Source organism: Pseudoduganella lurida, assembly GCF_007830455.1.
Lineage (GTDB): Bacteria > Pseudomonadota > Gammaproteobacteria > Burkholderiales > Burkholderiaceae_D > Rugamonas > Rugamonas lurida.
Genome location: NZ_VLLB01000002.1, coordinates 418,272 through 443,804 on the forward strand (window position 1 = coordinate 418,272; position 25,533 = coordinate 443,804).

Here is a 25,533-nt window from a genome sequence, read left to right on the forward strand (position 1 = left end):
GTCTTACCTTTTCTTGTTACCTTGCTCCGGCACGCAGGCGCCAAAAGGGGAAGCCGCAGGCTGCGGCTTCCCAGGCGTAGCGTCGTTCTGGATCACGTGGCCGGCGGCAGTACCGGCCGCGGCGGCCACGCCGGCATTACAGGGCGGCCGTGGCCACCACTTCCACCAGCCAGCCGGGATTGGCCAGCTTCGCCTCGACGGTGGCGCGTGCCGGCGTGCTGCCCGGCACGACCCACGCTTCCCACACTTCATTGAACGCGGCGAAATTGGCCAGGTCGGTGATGTAGATCTGCGTGAACAGCAGCTTCGACTTGTCGGAACCCGCTTCGGCCAGCAGGCGGTCGATGCTGGCCAGCACTTCGCGGGCCTGGCCCGTGATGTCGGCATCGGTCGTTTCGGCGACCTGGCCCGCCAGGTAAATGGTGTTGTTGTGGATCGTGGCCTCGGACAGGCGCTTGCCAACGTGCAGTCTCTTGATGTCCATCTTTCTCTTTCAGGTAAAAAAATCAGCGGTTCCGGCTAGGGGGCACGGAGGAAATCGCGTGCGATCGCGATCTGGTCCTCGTGCACGAAGGTGGGCGCATGGCCCACGCCGGCAATCTCGGCCAGCTGCGCGCGCGGCCCGCGGGCCGTCATCGCCTGCGCGCAGGCAGGCGACAGCAGGTCCGATTCGGCGCCGCGCACCACCAGCGTGGGGCAGCGGATCGCATCGTAGGCAGCCCACAGCAGGTGCTGGTCGGCGGCCACCGACTCCGGCGTGGCGGCGCGGAACGGCAGCGCCAGGTTCAGGTCATAGTGGCGGCCCCAGGTGCCGTCCGGCTGCCGGCGCAGCACGTCGCGCGCCATCTTCAGCCACTCCTCGTCCGTGTGCGGACCGAACGGCGCGGAGACATCGCGGATGAACTGCACGCCCGCCTCGAAGGTGGCAAAGCGCACGTCCTGGCCGATGTAGTCGCCGATGCGCTGCAGCGCGGCAGGATCGAGCACGGGGCCGATATCGTTCAGCACCAGCCGCCGGATCGGACTGTCCGGCAGTGCCGCCAGGCCCATGCCGATCAGGCCGCCCATCGACGTGCCGAACCAGCAGACCTGCTGGGTATCGTCGTGCAGCACGCGCGCCAGCAGCGTGACCATGTCGCTCACGTATTGCGGGATGCGGTACAGCTCGGGATTGCGCAGGCGGCCGGAGCGGCCGCGGCCCACCACGTCCGGGCACACCACGCGGAAGTCACCGGACAGTGCGCGCGCCAGGTTGTCGAAATCGTCCGACACGCGCGTGACGCCGTGGACGCAGACGAGCACGTTCGGATTGTCCGGCGCGCCCCATTCCTTGTAGGCCATGGTGTGCAGGCCGGCCGGCGAGATGCACTGGACAGAGCGGATCGCGGCCGCGTCGTGGGTGACGCCAGGTTCGGTGTTCTGTTGCTCTGCCATCTGGCCTCCTGCCCGATATTGGTTTTTGGGCTACATTCTACAGTGCGCCGCCAGTAAAATCTTGCCCAGTTTAGCTTAGCGGTTCGTTAAGAAGAGTAGTTGAGGACAGAGCGTCAATAAGCAGCTTATAAGGGAACCGGCCTACTGTAAGGACGATCCCGGCCCCGGGCACGCCGCCCGGACCATCGCCGCCGTCATCCTGACGGGGCGTCACCCACATGGAGTACCGATGATGACAAGCGCGACCACGAACACAGCAACCACTCCCTCGACCTTCAAAACGCTGGCCGGCAAGACCGCGCTGGTCACCGGATCCACCTCCGGCATCGGCCTGGGCATTGCACAGGCGCTCGCCGCCCAGGGTGCCAACATCGTCTTCAACGGCTTCGGCAATGCCGACGACATCGCCCGCCTGCTCGACACCACGGCCAGCCAGTACGGCGTGCAGACCGTGCACAACAATGCGGACATGAGCAAGAGTGCCGAGATCGAGGCGCTGTTCGCCTTCGCGGCCGAGACATTCGGCGGCATCGATATCCTCGTCAACAATGCCGGCATCCAGTTCGTCGCCAATGTCGACGACTTCCCGCCCGAGAAGTGGGATGCCATCATCGCCATCAACCTCACCTCGGCGTTCCACACCACGCGCCTGGCGCTGCCTTACATGAAGGGGCGGAACTGGGGCCGCATCATCAACCTGGCCTCCACGCACGGGCTGGTGGGCTCGGCCGGCAAGTCGGCCTATGTCGCCGCCAAGCACGGCCTGGTGGGCTTCACGAAGGTAAGCGCGCTGGAGACGGCGCAGACGGGCATCACGGTCAACGCCATCTGCCCGGGCTTCGTGCTGACGCCGCTGGTGCAGAAGCAGGTCGACGACCGCGCCGCCAAGGAAGGTCTCTCCAACGACGAGTCGAAGCGCGCGCTGCTGGCCGACAAGCAGCCGAGCGGCGATTTCGTCACCCCCGAGCAGCTGGGCGCGCTGGCCGTGTTCCTGTGCAGCGACGCCGCCATCCAGGTGCGCGGCGCTGCCTGGAACATGGATGGCGGCTGGGTCGCGCAGTGACCGCCGGCACCGCTACGTAGTAACCGCATTGTGGTTTTCCACAATGCGGATAATCACAATGGTGATAACTGAGATGGTTTGCGATGATGGCGACAGGACACACGAGGAGACCTGTCATGGCCCAAACCAAAAAACCATTCTATAAAATCCTGTACGTCCAGGTGATCTGCGCGATCATCCTGGGCGTCCTGCTCGGCATCTACCTGCCGACCGACGCCGTGGCCATGAAGCCGCTCGGCGACGGCTTCATCAAGCTGATCAAGATGATCATTGCGCCGGTGATCTTCTGTACCGTCGTGTCCGGCATCGCCGGCATGCAGGACATCAAGAAGGTCGGCCGCGTCGGCGGCAAGGCCCTGCTGTACTTCGAGGTCGTCTCGACCTTCGCGCTGGTGATCGGCCTGTTCGTGGCCAACATCGTGAAACCGGGCGCCGGCTTCAATGCCGATCCCGCCACGCTGGACACCAAGGCCATCGCCCAGTACACGGAAAAGGCGTCGCACTCGTCGACCACCGAGTTCCTGATGAACATCATCCCGAACACCGTCGTCGACGCGTTCGCCAAGGGCGACATCCTGCAGGTGCTGCTGGTGTCGATCCTGTTCGGCTTCGCCCTGTCGCTGCTGGGTGAAAAGGGCCGTCCCGTCACGAAGCTGATCGACGAAGCGGGCGCCGCCATCTTCGGCATGGTCAACATCATCATGAAGGCCGCCCCGATCGGCGCGTTCGGCGCGATGGCGTTCACCATCGGCAAATACGGCGTCGCCTCGCTGCTGCCGCTGGCCAAGCTGATGGGTTCGTTCTACCTGACCTGCGCACTGTTCGTGTTCATCGTGCTGGGCACGATCGCCAAGCTGACCGGCTTCTCGATCTTCCGCTTCATCGCCTACATCAAGGAAGAACTGCTGATCGTGCTGGGCACCAGCTCCTCGGAAAGCGCCCTGCCGTCGCTGATGACGAAGCTGCAGCGCCTGGGCGCCTCGAAGCCGGTCGTCGGTCTCGTGGTCCCGACCGGCTACTCGTTCAACCTGGACGGTACCAACATCTACATGACGATGGCCGCGCTGTTCGTGGCACAGGCCACCAACACCGACCTGACGCTGGGCCAGGAACTGACCATCCTCGCGGTGGCGATGCTGACCTCGAAAGGCGCTTCCGGCATCACCGGCGCCGGCTTCATCACGCTGGCCGCCACGCTGGCCGTGGTGCCGACGATCCCGGTGGCCGGCATGGCACTGATCCTGGGCATCGACCGCTTCATGAGCGAATGCCGCGCCCTGACCAACTTCGTGGGCAACGGTGTCGCCGCGGTGGTGGTGTCGAAGTGGGAAGGCGAGCTGGACATGGAAACGATGCAGCGCGAACTGGCCAACCCGTCCGCACCGCACGAGCCGCTGGAAGAAGTGGCCCACGGTGCACCGATGGAACCGACGCCGGTCAAGCACGCCGCCCTGTAAGCATCCGCGGCAGCATGTAGAAAAGGGCACGCTTCGGCGTGCCCTTTTTGCATTGGCGTTCATGCCCGCGAGGGGTCGCGGCCGGACAGTTCTGCCGCCTCCAGGGCCTGGTAGTGCGCGATCTTCGCCTGCAACGCCTGTGCCGCCTGGCGCTTCGCCTCGATGTCGGCCAGCACGTCCGCCAGGTGCGCCTCGAGCATCCGGCGGCGCGCCGCCACGGTCCCGTCACCGGCGCCGCGCAGCGTGGCGAATGCCTGCATCTGGCTGATCGACATGCGGGTGGTCCGCAACCGCAACAGGAACTCGATCCACGCCACGTCACGGCTGGCGTAGCGCCGTTGGCCTCCGGCCAGGCGGGCGATCGGCGCAACCAGGCCGATCCGTTCGTAGTAACGCAGGGTGTGCGCCGTCAGGCCCGTGCGTTTGGCGACTTCATCAATGCTGAGACAGGAATCCATGGCATGCCCGATCGGTGTCGTTGATCGGGCTACTTTAGGATCTGTGGCGCGGCACGGCAAGCCCCGCGCGTTCAGGCCGCCCCCGGCGCACGGCGGGGCATGGCGATACCGCGCCCGGCAAACACTTCCCGTGCCGCGCCAATGCCGTTCAGCGCGCTGGGAAAGCCGGCGTAGACGGCCATCTGGAGGATGACCTCGATGATTTCCTCGGGCTGGCAACCGACATTGAGCGCACCTTCGATATGGACCTTCAGCTGGGGCTGCGCATTGCCCAGCGCCGTCAGGGCCGACACGGTGGCCAGCTCCCGCGTGCGCAGCGAGATGGCGGTACCGGCAAACACGTCGCCGTAGGCGAAATCGACGATCCAGTGGCCCAGTTCCGGCGCCATGTCCTGCAGCGAGTCGATGACGTTCGACCCTGCCGTCCCGGTGATCCTCCCCAGGTAGTACTCGCCCCGCGCCCGCCTGCTCTCCGGCCCGGACGGCGAAGCGGCCGGTGCGGAGGGGCCCGATGCCGGCGGCACCTCCGTTGGCGCGATCGATGGTTCGTTTGTCATGGCGCTTCCTTTGCCTGTGATGCAGGAGCGCGACCGCTGCCGGGATTGGCCCCGGTCCGTCCTGCAAACAGGCTAGAGGTTCGAGCGCGCTCGAAGTCAAGCGGCAGGCGAACGGCACCATGAAAAAAGCCTGCCGGGCACGGGGCGCGGCAGGCTTGTCGGGACAGGCGCCGGGTCAGACGGCCGACAGGTCCAGCTCCACGCCGGTGGCGGCGATGATCTGCTCCTTCGTCACGTCCGGCGCCAGCTCGGTCACTTTCAGGCCCGTCGCCGTCACTTCCAGCACGCCGAGGTCGGTGATGACGACGTCGACGACACCGACACCCGTCAGCGGCAGGTCGCACTGCTTCAGCAGCTTGTGGGAGGTGGTGCCGTCCTTCGCGGTGGCCACGTGCTCCATCAGCACGACGACCTTTTTCACGCCAGCGACCAGGTCCATCGCGCCGCCCATGCCCTTGACCATCTTCCCGGGGATCATCCAGTTCGCCAGGTCGCCCTTTTCGGAGACCTGCATCGCACCCAGGATGGCGAGATTGATCTTGCCGCCGCGGATCATGCCGAACGAATCGGCCGAGCTGAAGTAGGCCGAGCCGGGCAGCGCCGTCACGGTCTGCTTGCCGGCGTTGATCAGGTCCGCATCCACTTCGTCGTCCGTCGGGAACGGGCCGATGCCCAGCAGGCCGTTTTCCGACTGCAGGAAGACTTCGATATCGGACGGCACGTAGTTGGCCACCAGCGTGGGCAGGCCGATGCCGAGGTTGACATAGAAGCCGTCTTCCAGCTCCCGGGCCGCGCGGGCGGCCATTTGATCACGAGTCCAAGCCATGGTGTTCTCCTCAGGCGCTGCGCACGGTGCGCTGTTCGATGCGTTTTTCCGGGGTCGGGTTGTGCACGATGCGGTGCACGAAGATGCCCGGCGTGTGTACGGCATCCGGATCGATCGCGCCGATCTCCACCAGTTCTTCCACTTCCACGATCGTGACCTTGCCGGAGGCCGCCACGTTCGGGTTGAAGTTGCGGGCCGTCTTACGGAAGATCAGGTTGCCGGCCTTGTCGGCCTTCCAGGCTTTCACCAGCGCCACGTCGGCGACCAGGCTGCGTTCCATCACGTACTGCTCGCCATCGAACTCGCGGATCTCCTTGCCTTCCGCGACGATGGTGCCCACGCCCGTCTTGGTGAAGAAGGCCGGGATGCCGGCGCCGCCCGCGCGCAGCTTCTCGGCCAGCGTGCCTTGCGGCGTGAATTCCAGTTCCAGTTCGCCGGACAGGTACTGGCGGGCAAACTCCTTGTTCTCGCCCACGTAGGACGCGATCATCTTCCTGATCTGGCGCGTTTCCAGCAGCTGGCCCAGGCCGAAGCCATCGACGCCGGCGTTGTTCGAGATGGCCGTCAGTCCCGTCACACCGGAATCGCGCAGCGCCGCGATCAGCGCCTCGGGAATGCCGCACAGGCCGAAACCGCCGACGGCGATCGTCTGCCCGTCCTGCACGACCCCTTCCAGGGCCGCGCGCGCATCGGGATACACTTTGTTCATTTGAAGTCCCCTTCTTTTGATAAGCTGGACGGCACGCACGTGCCGCCCCCGTGGCGTACCAGAATAGTTTACGAGTGAGGAAAGTACAATACCGTAGAACTACCTGGAACACGGCACCGGATGACACCCATAACAAAAGGAGACCCTGCCATGAACGCCCACGAAGCCGCCGCGCACCGCACGTCCGCCCTCAAGGCGGGTGTCAGCGAAGCCCTCCTGCACGACACTGGTCCGGACGCCCTGCTGGCGTCAACGCCAGTCATGGCACCGGCGGCCTATGCCATCGACTACGAAACCATCTTCCGCTTCGCGCCGGTGGGCATGTGCATCTCCGTGAATAGGGTGATCCAGGCCAGCAACGACACGCTCACGCAGATGTTCCGCTACGCGCACGGCGCGCTCGATGGCCAGTCCTTCCTGGCGCTGTATCCCACGATGGACGAATTCCTGCGCACCGGCCACCGCATCATCCCGATCATGAACGCGCGCGGCCGCTATTCGGACGAACGCATCATGCGCCGCGCCACGGGCGAACTGTTCTGGTGCCATGTGACGGGCCGCGCCCTCGATGCGCAGGATCCGCTGGGGCCGGGCGTGTGGACGTTCGAGGATGTCAGCGAGAAGCGTCCCGTGTCGGCCGAACTGACGCCGCGCGAACGGGAGATCGCCGCCTTCCTCGTCGAAGGCAAGACCAGCAAGATGATCGCGCGCCACACCGACCTGTCGCCGCGCACGGTGGAAATGCACCGCGCCCGGCTGATGCGCAAGTTCGGCGCCGCCACGTCGTCGGAGCTGGTGCACAAGCTCGTCGGCACGCGCTAGCGCCCGCGGCGGCGCTGTCAGACACCGATATGGTCAGGAAGCCGTCATCCCGTCATCCGCCGAAATCACGGCGCCATTGATGAAATGCGCATCCTCGCCGGCCAGCAGCAGGAGCAGGCCATCCAGATCTTCCGGCCTGCCGGGCCGTTTGCGGGGCAGCATCTCGATGAGGCGCCGGCCCTGTTCGCTGGCAAAATAATCCTCGTTGATCTCGGTGGAGATGTAGCCCGGGCAGATGGCGTTCGTGTTGATGCCATACTTGCCCCACTCCACCGCCATCGCCTTCGTCATCTGGATCACGCCGGCCTTGCTCATGCAGTACACGCCGATCTGCGGCAGCACGCGCAGGCCCGCCACCGAGGCGATGTTGATGATGCGGTGCTGCTTCTTCGGATCGCCCTTGGCGCGCGCGATCATGCGCTTGGCCGCTTCCTGCGCCACGAAGAAGGCGCCGCGCAGGTTGGTGTCCATCACGAAGTTGTAGTCTTCCGGCGTCACGTCCACCAGCCGCTGCGTGGTGGAGACGCCCGAGTTGTTGACCAGGATATCGATCGGCCCCGCCTCCGTCTCCGCGTGCGCGATGGCCGACTTGATGCTGGCGTAATCCGTCACGTCCAGCGCCACCACGTGGGCCGCGCCACCCTCGGCCTCGATCTCGGCGCGCAGCTCCTTCAGGCGCTCCGTGCGGCGCGAGGCCAGCACCACCTGCGCGCCGGCACTGGCCAGCACTTTCGCGAAGCGTGCCCCCAGCCCGCTGGAAGCGCCCGTCACCAGCGCGATCTTGCCTTCAAAATTGACTTCGATACCCACGGCTCTGCTCCCGGTTGCCTGCAATTGCGGTTTCGGCGGCGCTACCGCGCAGCCCGCGGCTCCGTCTCGCGCAGTTGCCGCTCAGCTGCCGCTCAGTTGCCGCTCAGTAGCCCCTATCTTACACAATTGGCCATGTTAGACGGGAACATCTACTACAATGCCGTTGCATTTGCCGGAGAAAAAGAGCACACTCGTGCTAATTTTTCTTCTCTTCCTATTCTTATAAAAATCTTATGACGACTGAACAGTACGGCCCGCGCGAGGCGATGGAATATGACGTGGTGATCGTCGGCGGCGGCCCGGCCGGGCTGGCGGCGGCGATCCGGATCAAGCAGCTGGCGCAGCAGACGGAGAAGGAGATCTCCGTGGTGGTGCTGGAAAAAGGCGGCGAGCTGGGCGCCCATATCCTGTCCGGCGCCGTGATGGACCCGCGCGCACTGAACGAACTGCTGCCGAACTGGAAGGAGCTGGGCGCGCCGCTGAACACGCCGGTGTCGGAAGACCGCGTGCTGTTCCTGACGGAGACGAAGGCCTACAAGACGCCGAACTTCATGATCCCGAAGTGCCTGGAGAACCACGGCAACTACGTCATCTCGCTGGGCAATGTGGTGCGCTGGCTGGGCCAGCAGGCCGAAGCGCTGGGCGTGGAGATCTTCCCCGGCTTCCCGGCGGCCGAGATCCTGTACAACGAGGACGGGTCCGTAAAAGGCGTCGCCACCGGCAATATGGGCGTGAAGCGCGACGGCGAACCGGGTCCGGACTTCCAGCTCGGCATGGAACTGCACGGCAAGTACACCTTCTTTGCCGAGGGCTCGCGCGGGCACCTGGGCAAGGAGCTGATGGCCAAGTATGACCTGAACAAGGGCAAGGACCCGCAGGCGTATGGCATCGGCATCAAGGAACTGTGGGAGATCGATCCGGCCAAGCACCAGCCGGGCCTGGTCATCCACACCTCCGGCTGGCCGCTGGCGCATGACGTGTACGGCGGCTCGTTCCTGTATCACCTGGAAAACAACCAGGTGGCCGTCGGCTACGTGGTGGGCCTGAACTATACCAATCCCTACCTGTCGCCCTACGAGGAATTCCAGCGCTACAAGACCCACCCGGCCATCCGCGGCTATTTCGAGGGCGGCAAGCGCATCTCGTACGGCGCCCGCGCGATCACCTCCGGCGGCCTGCAGTCGCTGCCGAAGCTGGTGTTCCCGGGCGGTTGCCTGCTGGGCTGCGACGCCGGCTTCCTGAACATGAGCCGCATCAAGGGCAGCCATGCGGCCATCAAGTCCGGCATGCTGGCCGCCGAGGCGCTGGCCGCCGCGCTGGCCGAGAACCGCCAGCACGACGAGCTGGCCGCCTACCCGGCTGCGTTCGAACAGTCCTGGCTGCATGAAGAGCTGCACGTGGCGCGCAATGTGAAGCAGTACCTGAACAAGGGCCTGGTGATCGGTTCGCTGATGACGGGCATCGACCAGATCGTCTTCCGCGGCAAGGCGCCCTGGACGCTGCACCACAGCGAGCCGGACCACGCCTGCCTGAAGCCCGCGGCCAACTTCACGCCGATCGTCTATCCGAAGCCGGACGGCAAGCTCACGTTCGACAAGCTGTCTTCCGTGTTCATCTCGAACACCAACCACGCCGAGGACCAGCCGATCCACCTGACCTTGAAGAACCCGTCCGTGCCGGTCGACGTCAACCTGGCCAAGTACGCCGGCCCGGAACAGCGCTACTGCCCGGCCGGCGTCTACGAGTTCGTGAAGAACGACGACGGCGGCGACCGCCTGCAGATCAACGCGCAGAACTGCGTGCACTGCAAGACCTGCGATATCAAGGACCCCACGCAGAACATCGTCTGGGTGACGCCGGAAGGTGGCGGCGGGCCGAACTATCCGAACATGTAAGGGGTAGAGAACCGCAGGATCGCGACAACGCCGGGCATGTCCCGGCGTTGCGCGTTTTAGCGCCAAGACAACAGATTTTCACCGCCTCGGACGGAATGCAAAATTCCTGCAAATTATTTCCACATGGAATTTAATAGTTTGCCTTTCCCGGTCGTCCTGTAACAATGAGAGCGTTCCGCTCCGATACGACGAATCCACCAGGAAGAACCCAATGCTGAGCCTTCACACCAACAACGCCGCCCTGTCCGCACAGAACTCCATCGGCCGTACCCAATCGAGCCTGTCGACGTCGCAGACCCGCCTGTCCACCGGCTACCGCATCAATTCCGCCATGGATGACGCCGCGGGCCTGCAGATCGCCACCCGCCTGAAGACGCAGACCAGCGGCATGACCGTCGCCATGCGCAACACCCAGAACTCCGTCTCGCTGCTGCAGACGGCCGAAGGCGCGCTGGACGAAACGACGAACATCCTGACCCGCATGAAGGACCTGGCCACCCAGTCCGCCGACGGTTCCTCCACGACGGACGACAAGACCGCGATGCAGAACGAGTTCAACTCGCTGACCGCCGAACTGTCGAACATCATCAGCAACACCACGTTCGGCGGCACCAAGCTGTTCAGCACCGGCGCCGACGCCGGCAAGCTGACCGACAAGATCACGTTCCAGATCGGTGCCTCGAGCAGCGAGACGATGGAACTGGACCTGAAAGGCGACGGCGCCACCACCGGCATCACCGGCATGAACACGCTGATCGCGGCGGCTGCAGGCGGCTTCAAGACCGACGGCACGACCACCACCTACACCGGTACCGAAGCGGAACTGAACACCAACGCCAACAGCACCATCGACGCCCTGAAGAGCGCCATCGATTCCGTGAGCTCGGTGCGTTCCTCGATCGGTGCCGCGGCCAACCGCCTGGACCACGTGTACAACAACCTGTCGAACATCTCGACCAACACCAAGGCCGCCACCGGCCGCATCATGGACGTCGACTTCGCCACCGAATCGGCCAACATGACGTCCAGCCAGATGCTGCTGCAGGCCGGCACCGCCATGCTGAAGCAGTCGAACAGCCAGTCGTCCCTGGTGCTGTCGCTGCTGCAGTAATCGCTGCCTGATCTTCTGGCAACAGCTGTCGGCGCGGCCACGGAGGCCGTCCCGACGGCAGGCCGGCCCCGGTGGCTGGCCTTTTTTTACGCTGGTCGAAAAAAATTTCCTCATGGCATTTAATGTCCCGCGCCGGATGGTCGTCTTGTACTGTTGAGAGCGCAGGAAAGCAGCTCTGAACTGACCAACCAACCTTGGAGTATTGAATATGCTGAGCCTTCACACCAACAACGCTGCCCTGTCCGCACAAAACTCGATCGGCCGTACGCAGTCGGCCCTGTCCACGTCGCAAACGCGTCTGTCGACCGGCTACCGCATCAACTCCGCGATGGACGACGCAGCCGGCCTGCAGATCGCCACCCGCCTGAAGACGCAGACCAGCGGCATGACCGTGGCCATGCGCAATACCCAGAATTCCATCTCCATGCTGCAGACCGCCGAAGGCGCGCTGGACGAAACGTCGAACATCCTGAACCGCATGAAGGACCTGGCCACCCAGGCTGCCGACGGCTCGTCGACGGCGGATGACAAGAAGGCCATGCAGTCCGAGTACAACTCGCTGACCCAGGAACTGTCGAATATCCTGGGCAACACCAGCTTCGGCGGCACCAAGCTGTTCGCCGGCACCGACTCCAAGCTGTCCACCGCCGGCGGCGTGACGTTCCAGATCGGCGCATCGAGCGACGAAACGATGAAACTGGACATCACCGGTGACGCCGACACGGGCGTGGCCGGCATGCACGCGAAGATCGCGCTGGCCGCCACGCAGTACAAGCTGGACGGCGCCGATGGCGACTTCACCAGCAACTCGGAACTGACCGACAGTGCCAACGCCACGATCGACCTGCTGAAGACGGCCATCGACGCCGTCGGCTCCGTGCGCTCGTCGATCGGCGCCGCATCGAACCGCCTGGACCACGTCTACAACAACCTGTCGAACATCTCGACGAACACCAAGGCCGCCACCGGCCGCATCATGGACGTCGACTTCGCTTCCGAATCGGCCAACATGACGTCCAGCCAGATGCTGCTGCAGGCCGGCACCGCCATGCTGAAGCAGTCGAACAGCCAGTCGTCGCTGGTCCTGTCCCTGCTGCAGTAATCTTCTGCCGCAAACGTTCCGCCAGCCCGGCAGGCCGGCGGACAAGGGCCAACCGGATACCTCCGGTTGGCTTTTTTTTATGACCGCATGATAAGCTGGTGCCATGGCAATAGATCGAGTCACCCCGTCGAGCGCGGCCCTCACGATCCCGGAACGGATCGCCCGCGAGCAGCCCGGTACGGCGCAGGCCGTGCCGCCGGTGGCACGCCCGCCGGACGACGCCCCGCCGTTCGCGCTCGATGCCGGGCTGCCCGGCGCCGTGGGAGCTCTACTCGAAGCGATGGAAGGCAAGCCGACTGCCGCGCCCTCCCCTGCGGCGCTGGCCGGCCGGCTGGCCGCTGCCGAAACCCTGCTCGACGAGACGATGTCGATGCAGCCGAACCAGCTGTTCCTGTCGCGCCAGCTGGTGCCGCATGCGGCGGAGCCTTCCGCCCTGGCGGCCTCGTGGCTGGCCATGGTGCGCACCTATGCCGAGCAGCGCGGCGCTTTGGACCGGCAGGCCGACGGCCGTCACCTGCCCGCCAGCCTGTTCCTCTCCGACCAGGCTCCGCACGTGCTGCGCGACGGCCGCGTGCCGCCGCAGCTCGTCGCCGAACTCGATGCCTGGCGCTTTGCCGTGTACGCGTGGGGGGCCGAAAAACTGGTGCTGCGCGTGGTGACGCGCAAGGAGGACGAGGACGACGAAGGCGGTCCGGCGCACCGGCGCGGCAGGCCGCGCATGGCGCTGCGGCTGGAACTGCACCTGCCCGGGCTGGGCAAGGTCGTGCTGCAGATCGTGCCCGGCGATGGCGGCGTGCTGCTGGAAATCGGGGCCGCGCAAACACCGGCACTGCAGCACATGCGCCTGATGCTGCCGGAGATCGGCGCGATCGCCACGCGCTGCGGCGTGCGCGTCCTGCGGGTGCGCCTTGTGCGCGAGCTGGCGGATGGCGGCAGTCCCGCGCCGGGCCAGGCGCAGCTGGCGATGCTGACGCCCGACCTGTTCAGGGCGATGGCGGAGATGGCCGTGCTGCTGTCGCAGCCGGTAGCGGCGCCGGCCTGACTCTTGCAGGCGGGGCGGCTTCCCGGTCCACGACTTCCAGCCTTCCAGGTTTCCAGGTTTCCAGTCTTCCAGCCTTCTAGCCGACCGTGCCGATGATCGACACCTCGCGGTTTTCCGGCACCTCGTTATACGACAGCACGTGCAGCCCCGGCGCGAACAGCCGCGCGTAGCGGGCCAGCAGCGGCCGGATCTGCGGCAACACGAGCAGCAGCGGCGGCGTGGCCTGCTGCTTCATCTGCTCGCGCGCCACCGGCATGTTCACCTGCAGCTGGGCCAGCAGGTGCGGGTCGATCGGGTAGTTGTCCAGCACGACCTTGCCGGTCTGGCGCGCCTGGTTCAGCGAGCCCAGCAGCATGTTCTCCAGCTCGCCGCCCAGGTTGAATGCCAGCATTTCCTTGCGCTGGCCGAACAGCCCGGCCACGATCTGGCGGCGCAGCGCGCAGCGCACCTCGGCGGCCAGCAGGATCGGATCCTTGGTCGCTTCCGAGCTGTCCAGCAAGGTCGTCGCGATGGGCACGATGTCCTTCAGCGACACGTTCTCGGCCAGCAGCACGCGGAACACGCGCAGCAGCTGGGTATGGGTCAACGCTTTGTCCAGCGCGCCGGCCAGCTTCGGCGACAGGGCCGTCAGCCGCTCCATCAGCGCGGCTACATCCTCGTGGCGGAACAGCTCCGGCAGGTATTCGCGAATGAGTTTCGACAGGTGCGTGGCGATCGCGCTGGGCGCCTCGACGACCTGGTAGCCCAGGCCCAGCGCCTGCGCCTTGTCGGCCGGCTCGATCCACACGACGGGCATGCCGTAGGCCGGTTCCACGCCGGGAATGCCATCCACCTGGCCGTACAGATTCGCCGACGGGATCGCCATCAACCGGTCCGCGAACACCTCGGCCTGGGCGATCGCCGCGCCGCCCAGCACCACGGAATACTGCGACGGCTTCAGGCCCAGGTCGTCGCGCACGCCGATCGGCGGCAGCACCATGCCCATCCCTTCCGACAGACTCTGCCGCACGCCGCGGATGCGCTTGGTCAGCACCTCGCCCTGCGCCTTGTCGATCAGGCCCACGAGTTTATACCCCAGCAGCACCTGCAGCGGATGCACGACGGGCAGGCTCTGCCACTCCAGCTCCGGCGTCTTGTCCTCGCGCAGCACGGCCTCGATGGCCTCCAGGCCCTTCGTGTCCGGCAGTGCCACGCGGCGCGTCTGCATGCGCCAGCCCACGTAGCCGAGCGCCGCGGCAAACGTCAGGAACGGCAGCCACGGCATGCCCGGCACCAGGCCCATGATGACCATCAGGCCGGCCGCCGAGTACAGCACGTTCGGGTTGGCCAGCAGCTGCTCGCCCACCTGTTCCTCGAAGTCGCCAGCGTCCGACACGCGCGTGACGATGATGGCCGCGGCGGCCGACAGCAGCAGCGCCGGGATCTGCGCGACCAGGCCGTCGCCGATCGTCAGCAGCGCGTACTGGCGGAACGCGTCGCCGAAGCTCATGCCCTGCATGATCGAGCCGATGGCCACGCCGCCCACCAGGTTGATGATCAGGATGAGGATCGATGCCACCGCGTCGCCGCGCACGAACTTCGAGGCGCCGTCCATCGAGCCGTAGAAGTCCGCCTCCATCGACACTTCGCGGCGCCGCAGCTGCGCCTTCTCCTGGTTGATCAGGCCCGCGTTCAGGTCCGCGTCGATGGCCATCTGCTTGCCGGGCAGCGCGTCGAGCGTGAAGCGTGCCGATACTTCCGAGATGCGTTCCGCGCCCTTCGTGACCACGGCGAAGTTGATGATCATGAGGATCACGAAGACGACGAGGCCAACGACGAAATTGCCGCCGATGACGACATTGCCGAACGACTCGATCACGCTGCCGGCGGCATGCGTGCCCTCGTGGCCATGCAGCAGCACCACGCGCGTGGAGGCCACGTTCAGCGTCAGCCGCAGCATGGTCGTCGCCAGGATCACGGTGGGGAACACCGAGAAATCCAGCGGCCGGCGCGCCTGCACGGACACCAGGATCACCACCAGCGCCAGCACGATATTGAAGGTGAACAGCACGTCCAGCAGGATCGGCGGCAGCGGCAGGATGATCATCGCCAGGATGGACATCACGAACAGCGGCGTGGCGAACTTGTGGCGGCGCAGCTCGGCCACCAGGGCGTTCAGGAAATTCATGGCACGTCTCTCACATTGTCATGGTTGGTCGCGACATCGCTCAGCGACGCCGGCACGGAAATCTGGTCCGGGAACGCGGGCCGGCCGGCACGCCCGCCGGTGCGGAACGCCTTCAGTTGCAGCACGTAGTGCAGCACCTGCGACACGGCCTGGTACAGCTGGGCGGGAATCTGCTGGTTGACCTGGCTGGTATTGTAGATGGCGCGTGCCAGGGGCGCGAGGCGCAGCACCTCGATGCGGTGCTCCTCGGCGATCTGGCGGATGTACAGCGCCATCTCGTCCACGCCCTTGGCCACCACGAACGGCGCCTCGGCGCGCTTCTCGTCGTACTTGAGCGCCACCGCGTAGTGCTCCGGATTGACGATGATGACATCGGCCGACGGCACCGTCTTGCGCGCGCTGCGCTGCGCCATGGCGCGCTGCAGCTGGCGGATGCGGCCCTTCACTTCCGGGCGCCCTTCGCTGCTCTTGTGCTCTTCCTTCAGTTCCTGCTTGCTCATGCGCTGGTTCCTGGCGAAGAAGAACGCCTGCGCCGGCACGTCGACCACGGCGAACAGCACGAAGATCATCACCAGCGCCATCAGCCCGTCCAGCATCAGGCCGGCGCCGCTGACGAGGGCGGCGGACAGGGGCAGCGACTGCAACTGCGTGTAGTCGTTCAGCGTGCCGCGCGCCAGGTGCACCAGCACGGCGATCAGCACGCCCGCCTTGGCGATCGACAGGCCCAGTTCGAACATGTGCTTGCCCGAGAACAGCCGGCCCAGGTTGGCCACCGGATTCATCTTCGAGAACTTGGGGGCCAGGTTGGCCGAACTGGCCACCCAGCCGCCCGGGATCATCGACCCGAGCACGATGCACAGGGGGATGACGAACAGCGGCGCCACCATTTTGACGAGCAGCAGGCTGGCCTCGAAGAACACGTCCGACATCGCGTTCATCAGCGTGTCGCCGCCGTCGAGGTGAAGGAAGCTGGCGCCGAAGATGGCCCGGAAGCCGTCGAGGAAATCGGGCAGCAGGAACACGAACAGCTTCAGGCTGACGAGGATGCCGATCGCGGTGGCCAGGTCGCGCGAGCGCACCACCTGCCCTTCCTCGCGGGACTTGCGCAGCTTCTGCTGTGACGCCTTCTCGGTCTTGTCGCCCGCCTCAGCCACGCGGCACCTCCGGGCGCTGCGGCGGGGGCGCCATCTGCTGGCGGAGCATCTCCAGCACCTGGGCGGACATGCGCGTGTAATGGTCGGGAATGAAGCGCACCACCTGGCCCAGCATCAAGAGGCCAAACAGGGTGATGACGGAGAAGCCCAGCGCGAACAGGTTCAGCGCCGGCGCCACGCGGTTCAGGAAGCCGAAGCCGATCTGCACGACGACCGTGGAGAACACGATGGGAATGGCCAGCAGCATCGCCGCCGAGAACACCCACGCCACGTTCCAGGCCACCGTCTGCAGCAGCGACGTGCTGCCGGCCAGCAGCGCACTGCCCGGCGGCCAGGCCTTGAAGCTGGCGCCGATCACGTTCACCAGCACCAGGTGCCCGTCGATGCCGAAGAAGACGATAATGACCAGCATCGACAGCAGCGTCGAGATCACGTCCGACGAGGTGCCGTTCAGCGGGTCGTTCATCACCGCCATGGAAAACCCCACCTGCGACGAGACGATGAAGCCGAGCACGCCGATGACGGCCATGGCGAAGTGGAATGCCAGCCCCAGCACGAAGCCGACCAGCGCCTCGCCCGCCGTGGCGATCACCATCGCCAGCGTGAACGGATCGGTCACCACGGCAGTCTGCTGCGTGACCGGCAGCATCACGATGGAAAACGTCAGCGAGGCCAGGATGCGCACGACGACCGGCACCATCGCCTCGCCGAACACGGGCGCGGCCGACAGCAGCGCCATCGAGCGCACGAACGGCCACCACAGCGCGGTCAGCAGCGGCAGCAGGTTGGCGAGGACCTGTTCCACGGCCGGGTCAGCCCACCAGCGTGGCCGCGCGGGTGAAGATGGACACGCAGTAGTCCATCAGGTAGCCGGCCATCCAGCGGCCCGTGAGGATGATGGCGAACAGCGTGATCAGGAGACGGGGCAGGAACGACAGCGTCTGCTCGTTGATCTGCGTGGCGGCCTGGAACAGCGCCACCAGCAGGCCGGCCACCAGTCCCGGCACGACCAGCACCAGCACCAGCACCATCACGATGTGCAGCGCCTCGACCACCAGGTCGACGGCAACGTCCGGAGTCAGCACGAGGTTCTCCTAGTAGGCCTGGATGCTGGTGACCAGCGTGTTGACGGTCAGCGTCCAGCCATCGACCAGCACGAACAGCAGCAGCTTGAACGGCAGCGAGATGACGAGCGGCGACAGCATCATCATGCCCATCGCCATCAGCACCGACGACACGACCAGGTCGATGATCAGGAACGGGATGAACAGCATGCAGCCGATCTGGAACGCCGTCTTCAGTTCGGACAGCACGAAGGCCGCCATCTTGACGGGGAAGCTGTGCTGCATCGGCACGGTGACGGCCTGTTCGCCGGCCAGCTGGGCGATCTGCCGGAGCGCCGCCTTGCTGGTCTGGGCCAGCATGAAGCGCGACACGGGCTGCTCGGCGATCCGCAGCGCTTCCTGCAGGCCGATGCGGTCCTGGTCGTAGGGCACGAAGGCATCGCGCCACACGGCATCGCCCACCGGCTTCATCACCAGCAGCGTGAGGATCAGCGCCACGCCCGTGATGATGCGGTTCGGCAGGCCCTGCTGCAGGCCCAGCGCCGAACGCAGCAGCGACAGCACGATGACGAAGCGGGTAAAGCTCGTCATCATCATGACCATCACGGGCAGCAGGCCCAGCAGGGTCATGATGACGAGGATCTGCATCTTCACCGACAGGTCGGTGCGCGCGCCGGGCACCACGCCGGCCAGCAGGTCCGGCGTGTTGGCGGCGGCCTGGGCCCAGGCGGCCTGCGGGAAGACCGCCAGCAGCGCCAGCAGTGCAACGGCAACCAGCGGCGCACTAGGTGCAACGGCGCCCCTCGGCGCCAGTGCGAACGGCCGGCGCACCGGGCCGGCCGCGCGGGAACCGCACGCCATCATGGCGCCATCATGTCGAGATTGAGCCCGTCCAGGTCGATCACTTTCAGGCCGTAGTTCTCGCCCGCCACCACCACCTCGGCGCGCCCGATGGCGGTGCCGTTGACCTTGATGACGAGGGGTTCGCCGGCCAGCGCGTCGAGCTCCACCACGCTGTCCGGGCCGATGTTCATCAGGTCCTGCAGCGAGATGCGCGCCGAGCCCACCTCGAGGGTCAGCGTGACGGGAATCTTGCGCATCATCTGCGGCAGGTCGCGGCGCGGTGCGACGGGGGCGAAGCCGCCACCGGCCGCGTTGTTGAAGTCGCCAGCCAGTTCGCCGCCGGCGGGGTCGATGATCAGTTCTTCCATCATGTCCTCCGGCAGGGTGTCGTTGCCGGCATTGGCGTTGGCATTGCTCATCGCGTGGATCCCATTATTCGATGTCTTCAAAAGAGGTTAGGCACAGTTTTCCCTTGTGCTCCGTGACCGCGGCCGTGAACAGCCGGGACTCCTCGAGCATGACGTCGGCCCTGTGCAGGCTGACTGGAATGACATCCCCGACCCGCAGGTCGAACAGGGCGCCGAGCGTGACTTCCTTGCTGACCAGCCGGCCCGCCAGCGCCACCTGCAGGCGCTGCGGCAGCGGCGCGGCCGGCTTGCGGGCGCGCGGCCGTTCGCGTTCCGGCTGCAGGGCGCGCAGCACGTCCGACATCAGCGCCTTGTCGAGGGCGAACCAGACGCGGCCCGCGCTGTCGCCCTGGCGCACGGTCATCGTGACGATCCAGCTGCCACGGGCCGGCGGATTGCCGTCGACGGCGGCCAGCGGCCCCGTCAGCGGCAGGCCGCCGGGCACCGCCGCGGCGATGCCGGAGCCCACGACCAGGGCCAGCTGTTGCCCCAGCACCACAGCCAGGCGTTCCTCGGTGGCCGTGACGCGCACCCGGCTTTCTTCCACCGGATCGCCGCCCGCACCGCGCGCGTACCGGTAATCGAGCACGCCCAGCAGCACCTTGCGTTCCAGCGCGAAGCCGAGCACGCCGGCCCCGCCCGCCGAATAATGTTGCCAGCGCACGCCCTCCGCGCCACCCTCGTAGCGGGCGAAGGCCACGCCTTCCAGCTCGAAAGCGGCCCAGTAACGGCGGCCGCCGGGCGCGCGCAGGGCGGCCGCCAGCGCCTCGCGCAAGCGCGCGGCAAACTGCGGCAGCCGGTGCACCGGACGGCCCAGCAGCGCCGGGTCGAGAACCTCGGGTGGCGCGGTGGTTTGTAGAATGGTCATTGATATTATGATTCGTCGGCACTGCATCCCTGAATTGGATCGTAACGCAAACGGCCGATAGAGACGATCCAGGCAGCGTAGAATACCCGAAATTTTACGATATTGCCACGCATCAATACGCGCCGATTTAAAATCCCCTTTACAGTGTTGTTGCCCCGCGGTAAGCTTCGACGTGCGCTAAACGCTGACCCGAGACAATTCATACTGCTCTGCAGCAATTATCGCAGCAGGTAATATCTCGGTGCTAACTGAATGATTATTTGCATCATATTCAAGTGATTTGCCTCGAAAACATCGTTTCCCTCATCGGAAACAATGCAGCGCATTGAATTAACCCTGGCCGATTAAATACGGGTAATCGCTTCCCTTGACCGATTATCACGTACCGCGAGATTGTTAAATTTCCGCGATAAAAAGTCAGAAGTTTATCCGTCCGGATATCAAGTTGCAGCGCTGGCGACCGATATTCAAAAGCGGCACCGCACAACGGTGCCGTGGAAACGAAGTTCAACGTTGCATGAAAAGTGGAGATGGCAATGGCACAAGAAATCGCCGGCATGATCAAGGCCGACCTCGCGGCACTCAACAATGCCGCCGCCGACCTGGCGAACCAGGCGGGCGCCATCGCGCCTGCCGCCCAGTTCGGCGCCGGGGGCCACGCTGCCGGCCAGTCCGGCGGCTTTGCCCAGGCCATGTCCAATGCGGTCGCCGGCGTGAATGCGGCCGACCAGGCCGCCAGCACGAAAATGGCCGATGTCGATGCCGGCCGCAGCGACGACCTGGTGGGCGCCATGCTGGCCAGCCAGGAAGCGAGCCTGTCATTCTCGATGCTCATGCAGGTCCGCAACAAAGTGATGGGCGCCGTCGACGACCTCATCAAGCTGCCGCTGTAACCCGCCCCATCCCCACACTCCAGGAAAAAATCCGACGTGATCACCACCCTTAAGTCCGCTTATGGGCGCTGGCGCGGCAATGGCGTTCCCGCCATGCCCCCTGCCCTCGTCAAGAACCTGTACCCGATGCTGCTGCTGGCCGTCGGCGTGACGGCTGTCGTGCTGATGTTCCTGTGGAAGGACCAGTCCGGCTACAAGCCCGTGTTCGGCGCCCGCGAAAAAGTCGCGGCGGCGGACATGATGACGGTGCTGGAAGCGGAACAGATTCCCTACCGCGTGCATCCGGACAGCGGCCAGATCCTGGTGCCCGGCTCGATGCTGGGCAAGGTGCGCATGCTGCTGGCGGCGAAAGGCGTGACGGCGCAGCTGCCGGCCGGCCTGGAACTGATGGACAAGAACGATCCGCTGGGCGTGTCGCAGTTCGTGCAGGACGTGCGCTTCCGCCGCGGCCTGGAAGGCGAGCTGGCGCAGAGCATCATGACCATCGATGCCATCGGCAGTGCCCGCGTGCACCTGTCGATCGCCAAGTCGACGTCGTTCGTCTCGTCGGACGGCGAGAAGTCGTCGGCTGCCGTCGTGATCGGCCTGAAGCCGGGCCGCACGCTGGCGCCGGAGCAGATCGCCGCCGTCGTCAACATGGTGGCCGGCAGCGTGGCCAGCCTGGACCCCACCCGCGTCAGCCTCGTCGATGGCGCCGGCAACCTGCTGTCCTCGCACGTGGACCTGGCCGACGGCTTCGATGCCAGCACGGCCACCAACGACAACCAGAAACGCCTGCAGGACGAGATCAAGGGCAATATCCGCGGCCTGCTGGGCCCGATCGTGGGCGAGGACAACTTCAAGCTGAGCGTCACGGCCGCCGTCGACAACGACCGCGTCGAGGAAACCGTCGAGAAGTACGGCGAAACGCCGAAGGTCACCAGCGAAGCGATGCGCGACGAGCAGGACCGCAACCGCATGGCGATGGGCGTGCCGGGCACGCTGTCGAACCGTCCGCCGGCCCCGGCCACGCCGGCCACGCCGACCACCACCACGACCGATGCGGCGGGTGCGCCGGGCCAGCTGCCGGAAGGCGCGGCCCGCAAGAACGCCACCACCCGCCAGTACGCCTATGACCGCAGCATCGTGCAGACCAAGCGGGCCCGTGGCCGCCTGCAGCACCAGAACGTGGCCGTGGTGCTGGCGCAGGCCGCCGCCACCGACCCAAAGGCGGGCTGGACCGCCGCCGAACTGGCCAATGTCGACAAGATGCTGCGCAACGGCCTGGGCATCAACGCCGAGCGGGGCGACACGCTGATGGTCACCGCCATGCGCTTCCCGGCCAAGGTCGCCCCGGCGCAGTGGTGGGAAGAGCGCGACAACATCGTCGATATCGGCAGCTGGGTCGGCTACGCGATCGCCGCGCTGCTGGGTTACTTCCTGCTGCTGCGCCCGCTGATGCGGTCCGTGACGGCGCGCATCGCCCCGGCAACGGTCCCGGCCGTCCTTCCGACGCCAGCGGGCACCCGCACCGGCGCCGAGCGCCGCGTCGAAGCGACGGTGCTGCCGGTGGGCGACACGGCCCTGGCAGGTGCCGAGCCGGCCGCACTGGCTGCCACCGCCGCCCCTGCCGCGCTGAACGGCGCCGGCATGCCGGTCGTGCCGCTGCTGGAGAACTACGATCTGCCGCCGGCAGGTTCACCGGTCGACGTGATGGTCGATCACCTGAAAGTGCTGGCTGAAAAAGAGCCGGAACGTGTCGCCGAAGTCGTCAAACAGTGGATGCAGAAAAATGGCCGAGCTTAATATGAACAACCCGGCGAACAACGCCTCGACCAACCCGCTGAACGACCTGCCACCGGTGGAAGGCGCGACGCTCAGCCCCGTCGAGCAGGCCGCCATCGTGCTGCTGTCGATCGGCGAGGAACAGGCCGCCGCCGTGCTGCGCTGCCTGTCGCGCGAGGAACTGCTGGAAGTCACGCAGGTGATGTCGCGCATGAGCGGCATCAAGGTGGAAGCCGTCAAGACGGCGATCCAGACCTTCTTCGACGACTACCGCCAGCAGTCCGGCGTGCATGGCGCCTCGCGCTCCTACCTGAAGCGCTCGCTGGACCTGGCACTGGGCGGCGACATCGCCAACACGGTGCTGAACAGCATCTACGGCGACGAGCTGCGCCCGAAGATGGCGCGCCTGCAGTGGGCCTCGCCGAAGTGGCTGGCCGAATACATCGCCAACGAGCACGTGCGCATCCAGGCCGTGTTCCTGGCCTTCCTGCCGCCGGCGCTGGCCGGCCAGATCATCGACGGCCTGCCCGTCGACGGCCGCGACCTGGTCCTGCTGAGCCTGGCCCGGCTGGACGAGATCGACCGCGACCTGCTGCAGGAGCTGGACGAACTGGTGGACCGCTGCCTGGCCTCCTTCGACATGCAGAGCACGTCCGTGGAAGGCGTGCGCCAGGTCGCCGAGATCCTGAACCGCCTGCCGGGCAACCGCGCCCAGGTGGTGGAGCTGCTGCGCGCGCACGACCCGAAGATCGCCGAGCAGATCGAGCTGTCGATGTACGACTTCCTGATCCTCTCCACGCAGACCGAGGCCGTGCTGACCCGCATCATCGAGGAAGTGCCGCTGGAGCAGTGGGCGATTGCGCTGAAGGGCGCCGAGCCGTCGATCCGCGACGCGATCCTCAAGACGATGCCGAAGCGCCAGGCCCAGGCCTTCGAGGACATGATGCGCCGCGCCGGCCCCGTGCCGATGTCGCGCATCGAGTCCACGCGCCAGGAGATCATGGCCACCGTCAAGGCGCTGGCCGATTCCGGCGAAGTCGAAGTGCAGCTGTTCGCGGAAACGGTGGTCGAATGAAGCAGTTCCGTCCCTACCGCTTCCCGCCCCTGTCCCACCATACGCCCCAGGCCGGACGCGGTGCGGCCGGCACGGGTGCGCCCGATCCGGAACAGTGGCAGGCATCGATCAGCGAGGGATTCGAACAGGGCCAGCGCGACGGCTACGACATCGGCCTGCAGCGCGGCCAGGACGAAGGCTACGAGTCCGGCCGCCTGCAGGGCATCGCCCAGGGCCGCGACGAGGGCCGCCAGGAAACGCTGGTCGGCTTCGACGAGCTGGCCCGTCCGGTCGACGCCATCATGAAAAGCCTGAAGAAGCTGCGCGCCGACTACCGCGCCGCGCAGCGCAAGGAAGTCGTGGACCTGGTGGCGAAAGTGGCCCGCTCGGTGATCCGCGCCGAGCTGGCGCTGCAGCCCGTGCAGATCATGGCCCTGGTCGACGAGACGCTGGCCTCGATGCCGCCGACCCGCGAGGAGATCGACGTGTACCTGAACCCGGAAGAACTCAAGCGCGTGGCCGAGCTGGACCCGAAACGGGCCAAGCGCTGGAACCTGATCGCCGATGCCCGGCTGGACGCAGGCGAATGCCGCATCCGTGCCGGCGACAGCGAAGTGGACGCGGGCTGCACGCAGCGCCTGGCCGCCGTGATGGAACAGGTGGACAAGCAGCTGCAGACGGCCGACATGGACGAAGCCGACGACGAGGATGCGGCATGATCGCCAACGCGCTGCGCAACCTGGAACTCGATGCGGTACCGGTGGCCACGCCGACCGGCCGGCTGGTCGGCGCCTCCGGCCTGCTGCTGGAAGCCGTCGGCTGCCCGCTGCACACGGGCCAGCGCTGCCAGATCGAGACGGTGGGCGGCGACTGGCTGGACGCGCAGGTGGTGGGCTTCCGCGACAAGGTGTCGTACCTGATGCCGTTCAAGAAGGCCACCGGCCTGACGACGGGCGCGCGCGTGCTGCCGATCCACGAGAAGACCACGCTGAAGATCGGCATGGGCTGGCTGGGCCGCATGGTCAACGGCCTGGGCGAACCGATCGACGGCCTGGGCAAGCTGACCGGCGAGCACGAACTCGACTCGCAGCCGCCGCGCATCAACCCGCTGCGCAAGACGCCCGTGCACGAGCCGCTCGACGTGGGCGTGCGCGCGATCAATTCGATGCTCACGCTGGGCAAGGGCCAGCGCGTGGGCCTGATGGCCGGTTCCGGCGTCGGCAAGTCCGTGCTGCTGGGGATCATCACGCGGCAGACGGTGGCCGACGTGGTGGTGGTCGGCCTGATCGGCGAGCGCTCGCGCGAGGTGCGCGAATTCGTCGACATGTCCCTCGGCCCCGAGGGCCTGAAAAAGGCCGTGCTCGTGATCGCGCCGGCCGACGAATCGCCGATGATGCGCGTGATGGCCACCGAGATGTGCCATACCATCGCCGCCTACTACCGCGACCAGGGCAAGAACGTGCTGCTGCTGGTGGACTCGCTGACCCGCTATGCGATGGCCCTGCGCGAAGTGGCGCTGGCCCTGGGCGAACCGCCGGCCACCAAGGGCTATCCGCCCTCCGTGTTCTCCAACCTGCCGCAGCTGGTGGAATCGGCCGGCAATGGCGAGAACCCGAGTGGCTCGATGAGCGCCATCTACACGGTGCTGGCCGAGGGCGACGACCAGCAGGATCCTGTCGTCGACACGGCGCGCGCCATCCTGGACGGCCATATCGTGCTGACCCGCTCGCTGGCGGAACGGGGCCACTATCCGGCCATCGACATCGGCCAGTCGATCAGCCGCTGCATGAACAGCATCATCAGCAAGGAACACATGCTGGCGGCCCGCTCGCTGAAGGCCTCGATGGCAAGGCACGACCGGGTGCGCGACCTGATCCCGCTGGGCGCCTACGTGCCGGGCGCCGATCCGGTGACGGACAAGGCGGTGCAGCGCCATCCGTACATCGAACACTTCCTGTGCCAGGGCACCAAGGAAGACGCGCCGTACACGGCCTGCGTGGAGAACCTGGAACGGCTGATGGCATGAGGAAGAA

General features: G+C 66.1%; 26 protein-coding genes. 12 read left to right on the forward strand and 14 right to left on the reverse strand.

The annotated features are described in order from the left end of the window. Nucleotides 1–136 precede the first annotated feature (136 nt). Both IP91_RS08460 and IP91_RS08465 read right to left on the reverse strand, forming a co-directional pair. Complete coding sequence (locus IP91_RS08460) at nt 137–484, reverse strand: RidA family protein (RefSeq protein ID WP_145648503.1); 348 nt, start codon at nt 482–484, stop codon at nt 137–139. Nucleotides 485–519: 35 nt separating this feature from the next. Continuing rightward, entirely contained in the window at nt 520–1,434 is a 915-nt protein-coding gene (locus IP91_RS08465; RefSeq protein WP_145648504.1) for an alpha/beta fold hydrolase, read from the reverse strand. A gap of 229 nt (nt 1,435–1,663) precedes the next feature. Here IP91_RS08465 and IP91_RS08470 point away from each other — a divergent pair, with 229 nt between their 5' ends. Beyond that, nucleotides 1,664–2,497, forward strand: a complete 834-nt coding sequence (locus IP91_RS08470) for a 3-hydroxybutyrate dehydrogenase (RefSeq protein WP_307724404.1) — start codon at nt 1,664–1,666, stop codon at nt 2,495–2,497. Between the two features lie 116 nt (nt 2,498–2,613). Further along, nucleotides 2,614–3,954, forward strand: coding sequence for a dicarboxylate/amino acid:cation symporter (locus IP91_RS08475; protein WP_145648505.1), 1,341 nt, complete (start codon nt 2,614–2,616; stop codon nt 3,952–3,954). Between the two features lie 59 nt (nt 3,955–4,013). Here the strand turns inward: IP91_RS08475 and IP91_RS08480 are convergent, their stop codons facing one another. From IP91_RS08480 to IP91_RS08495, 4 genes are all read right to left on the reverse strand, one after another. Continuing rightward, nucleotides 4,014–4,412, reverse strand: coding sequence for a MerR family transcriptional regulator (locus tag IP91_RS08480; protein WP_145648506.1), 399 nt, complete (start codon nt 4,410–4,412; stop codon nt 4,014–4,016). Between the two features lie 71 nt (nt 4,413–4,483). Then, complete coding sequence (locus IP91_RS08485; protein ID WP_145648507.1) at nt 4,484–4,969, reverse strand: carboxymuconolactone decarboxylase family protein; 486 nt, start codon at nt 4,967–4,969, stop codon at nt 4,484–4,486. Nucleotides 4,970–5,144: 175 nt separating this feature from the next. Continuing rightward, nucleotides 5,145–5,795, reverse strand: coding sequence for a 3-oxoacid CoA-transferase subunit B (locus IP91_RS08490; protein ID WP_145648508.1), 651 nt, complete (start codon nt 5,793–5,795; stop codon nt 5,145–5,147). A 10-nt stretch (nt 5,796–5,805) separates the two neighbouring features. Beyond that, nucleotides 5,806–6,504, reverse strand: a complete 699-nt coding sequence (locus IP91_RS08495) for a CoA transferase subunit A (RefSeq protein ID WP_145648509.1) — start codon at nt 6,502–6,504, stop codon at nt 5,806–5,808. A 261-nt stretch (nt 6,505–6,765) separates the two neighbouring features. Between IP91_RS08495 and IP91_RS08500 the strand changes: the two genes are divergently transcribed. Beyond that, entirely contained in the window at nt 6,766–7,326 is a 561-nt protein-coding gene (locus IP91_RS08500; RefSeq protein ID WP_145648718.1) for a helix-turn-helix domain-containing protein, read from the forward strand. 33 nt (nt 7,327–7,359) lie between these two features. Here IP91_RS08500 and IP91_RS08505 read toward each other — a convergent pair whose 3' ends face one another. Beyond that, nucleotides 7,360–8,136 (reverse strand): SDR family oxidoreductase, encoded by a 777-nt coding sequence (locus IP91_RS08505; protein ID WP_145648510.1) that lies wholly within the window; start codon nt 8,134–8,136, stop codon nt 7,360–7,362. 266 nt (nt 8,137–8,402) lie between these two features. Here IP91_RS08505 and IP91_RS08510 point away from each other — a divergent pair, with 266 nt between their 5' ends. The 4 genes from IP91_RS08510 to IP91_RS08525 all read left to right on the forward strand — a co-directional run bounded on the left by IP91_RS08510 (nt 8,403) and on the right by IP91_RS08525 (nt 13,286). Then, on the forward strand, nt 8,403–10,031 hold the full coding sequence (locus tag IP91_RS08510) for an electron transfer flavoprotein-ubiquinone oxidoreductase (protein ID WP_145648719.1): 1,629 nt from the start codon (nt 8,403–8,405) through the stop codon (nt 10,029–10,031). A 211-nt stretch (nt 10,032–10,242) separates the two neighbouring features. After that, a complete protein-coding gene (locus IP91_RS08515) occupies nt 10,243–11,142 on the forward strand; it encodes a flagellin N-terminal helical domain-containing protein (RefSeq protein ID WP_145648511.1) in 900 nt (299 codons plus the stop codon). Nucleotides 11,143–11,350: 208 nt separating this feature from the next. Next, nucleotides 11,351–12,244 (forward strand): flagellin N-terminal helical domain-containing protein, encoded by an 894-nt coding sequence (locus IP91_RS08520; protein ID WP_145648512.1) that lies wholly within the window; start codon nt 11,351–11,353, stop codon nt 12,242–12,244. Between the two features lie 103 nt (nt 12,245–12,347). Next, entirely contained in the window at nt 12,348–13,286 is a 939-nt protein-coding gene (locus IP91_RS08525) for a hypothetical protein (protein WP_145648513.1), read from the forward strand. A 76-nt stretch (nt 13,287–13,362) separates the two neighbouring features. Here IP91_RS08525 and IP91_RS08530 read toward each other — a convergent pair whose 3' ends face one another. The 7 genes from IP91_RS08530 to IP91_RS08560 are packed head-to-tail and all read right to left on the reverse strand — an operon-like array spanning nt 13,363 to nt 19,789. Beyond that, nucleotides 13,363–15,453, reverse strand: a complete 2,091-nt coding sequence (locus IP91_RS08530) for a flagellar biosynthesis protein FlhA (RefSeq protein ID WP_145648514.1) — start codon at nt 15,451–15,453, stop codon at nt 13,363–13,365. Continuing rightward, the gene (locus IP91_RS08535; protein ID WP_145648515.1) at nt 15,450–16,607 is read right to left on the reverse strand and encodes an EscU/YscU/HrcU family type III secretion system export apparatus switch protein; all 1,158 of its coding nucleotides are present in this window, start codon (nt 16,605–16,607) and stop codon (nt 15,450–15,452) included. Before IP91_RS08535 ends, IP91_RS08530 begins: the two co-directional genes overlap by 4 nt. Continuing rightward, nucleotides 16,600–17,412 carry a flagellar biosynthetic protein FliR gene (locus IP91_RS08540; protein ID WP_145648516.1) on the reverse strand — a complete coding sequence of 271 codons (813 nt, stop codon included), beginning with the start codon at nt 17,410–17,412 and terminating at the stop codon, nt 16,600–16,602. The genes IP91_RS08535 and IP91_RS08540 overlap by 8 nt, the downstream gene beginning before the upstream one ends. 7 nt (nt 17,413–17,419) lie before the next feature. Next, nucleotides 17,420–17,692: a flagellar biosynthesis protein FliQ gene (gene fliQ, locus IP91_RS08545; protein ID WP_145648517.1), complete on the reverse strand. Its 273-nt coding sequence runs from the start codon at nt 17,690–17,692 to the stop codon at nt 17,420–17,422. A 9-nt stretch (nt 17,693–17,701) separates the two neighbouring features. Continuing rightward, complete coding sequence (gene fliP / locus IP91_RS08550; protein ID WP_229474145.1) at nt 17,702–18,535, reverse strand: flagellar type III secretion system pore protein FliP; 834 nt, start codon at nt 18,533–18,535, stop codon at nt 17,702–17,704. Then, nucleotides 18,532–18,933, reverse strand: a complete 402-nt coding sequence (locus IP91_RS08555; RefSeq protein ID WP_145648518.1) for a FliM/FliN family flagellar motor switch protein — start codon at nt 18,931–18,933, stop codon at nt 18,532–18,534. The genes fliP and IP91_RS08555 overlap by 4 nt, the downstream gene beginning before the upstream one ends. Nucleotides 18,934–18,946: 13 nt before the next feature. Continuing rightward, on the reverse strand, nt 18,947–19,789 hold the full coding sequence (locus tag IP91_RS08560; RefSeq protein ID WP_158643116.1) for a FliM/FliN family flagellar motor switch protein: 843 nt from the start codon (nt 19,787–19,789) through the stop codon (nt 18,947–18,949). Nucleotides 19,790–20,325: 536 nt separating this feature from the next. On the opposite strand from IP91_RS08560, the gene fliE reads away from it, so the two are divergent. The 5 genes from fliE to fliI are packed head-to-tail and all read left to right on the forward strand — an operon-like array spanning nt 20,326 to nt 25,526. Next, on the forward strand, nt 20,326–20,682 hold the full coding sequence (gene fliE, locus IP91_RS08565) for a flagellar hook-basal body complex protein FliE (protein WP_145648519.1): 357 nt from the start codon (nt 20,326–20,328) through the stop codon (nt 20,680–20,682). Between the two features lie 36 nt (nt 20,683–20,718). After that, nucleotides 20,719–22,467, forward strand: coding sequence for a flagellar basal-body MS-ring/collar protein FliF (gene fliF / locus IP91_RS08570; RefSeq protein WP_199754541.1), 1,749 nt, complete (start codon nt 20,719–20,721; stop codon nt 22,465–22,467). Next, nucleotides 22,454–23,521 carry a flagellar motor switch protein FliG gene (locus IP91_RS08575; RefSeq protein WP_199754542.1) on the forward strand — a complete coding sequence of 356 codons (1,068 nt, stop codon included), beginning with the start codon at nt 22,454–22,456 and terminating at the stop codon, nt 23,519–23,521. The genes fliF and IP91_RS08575 overlap by 14 nt, the downstream gene beginning before the upstream one ends. After that, a complete protein-coding gene (fliH, locus tag IP91_RS08580; RefSeq protein ID WP_145648521.1) occupies nt 23,518–24,219 on the forward strand; it encodes a flagellar assembly protein FliH in 702 nt (233 codons plus the stop codon). The genes IP91_RS08575 and fliH overlap by 4 nt, the downstream gene beginning before the upstream one ends. Continuing rightward, complete coding sequence (gene fliI, locus IP91_RS08585) at nt 24,216–25,526, forward strand: flagellar protein export ATPase FliI (RefSeq protein WP_145648522.1); 1,311 nt, start codon at nt 24,216–24,218, stop codon at nt 25,524–25,526. The genes fliH and fliI overlap by 4 nt, the downstream gene beginning before the upstream one ends. The last annotated feature ends 7 nt before the right edge of the window (nt 25,527–25,533 follow it).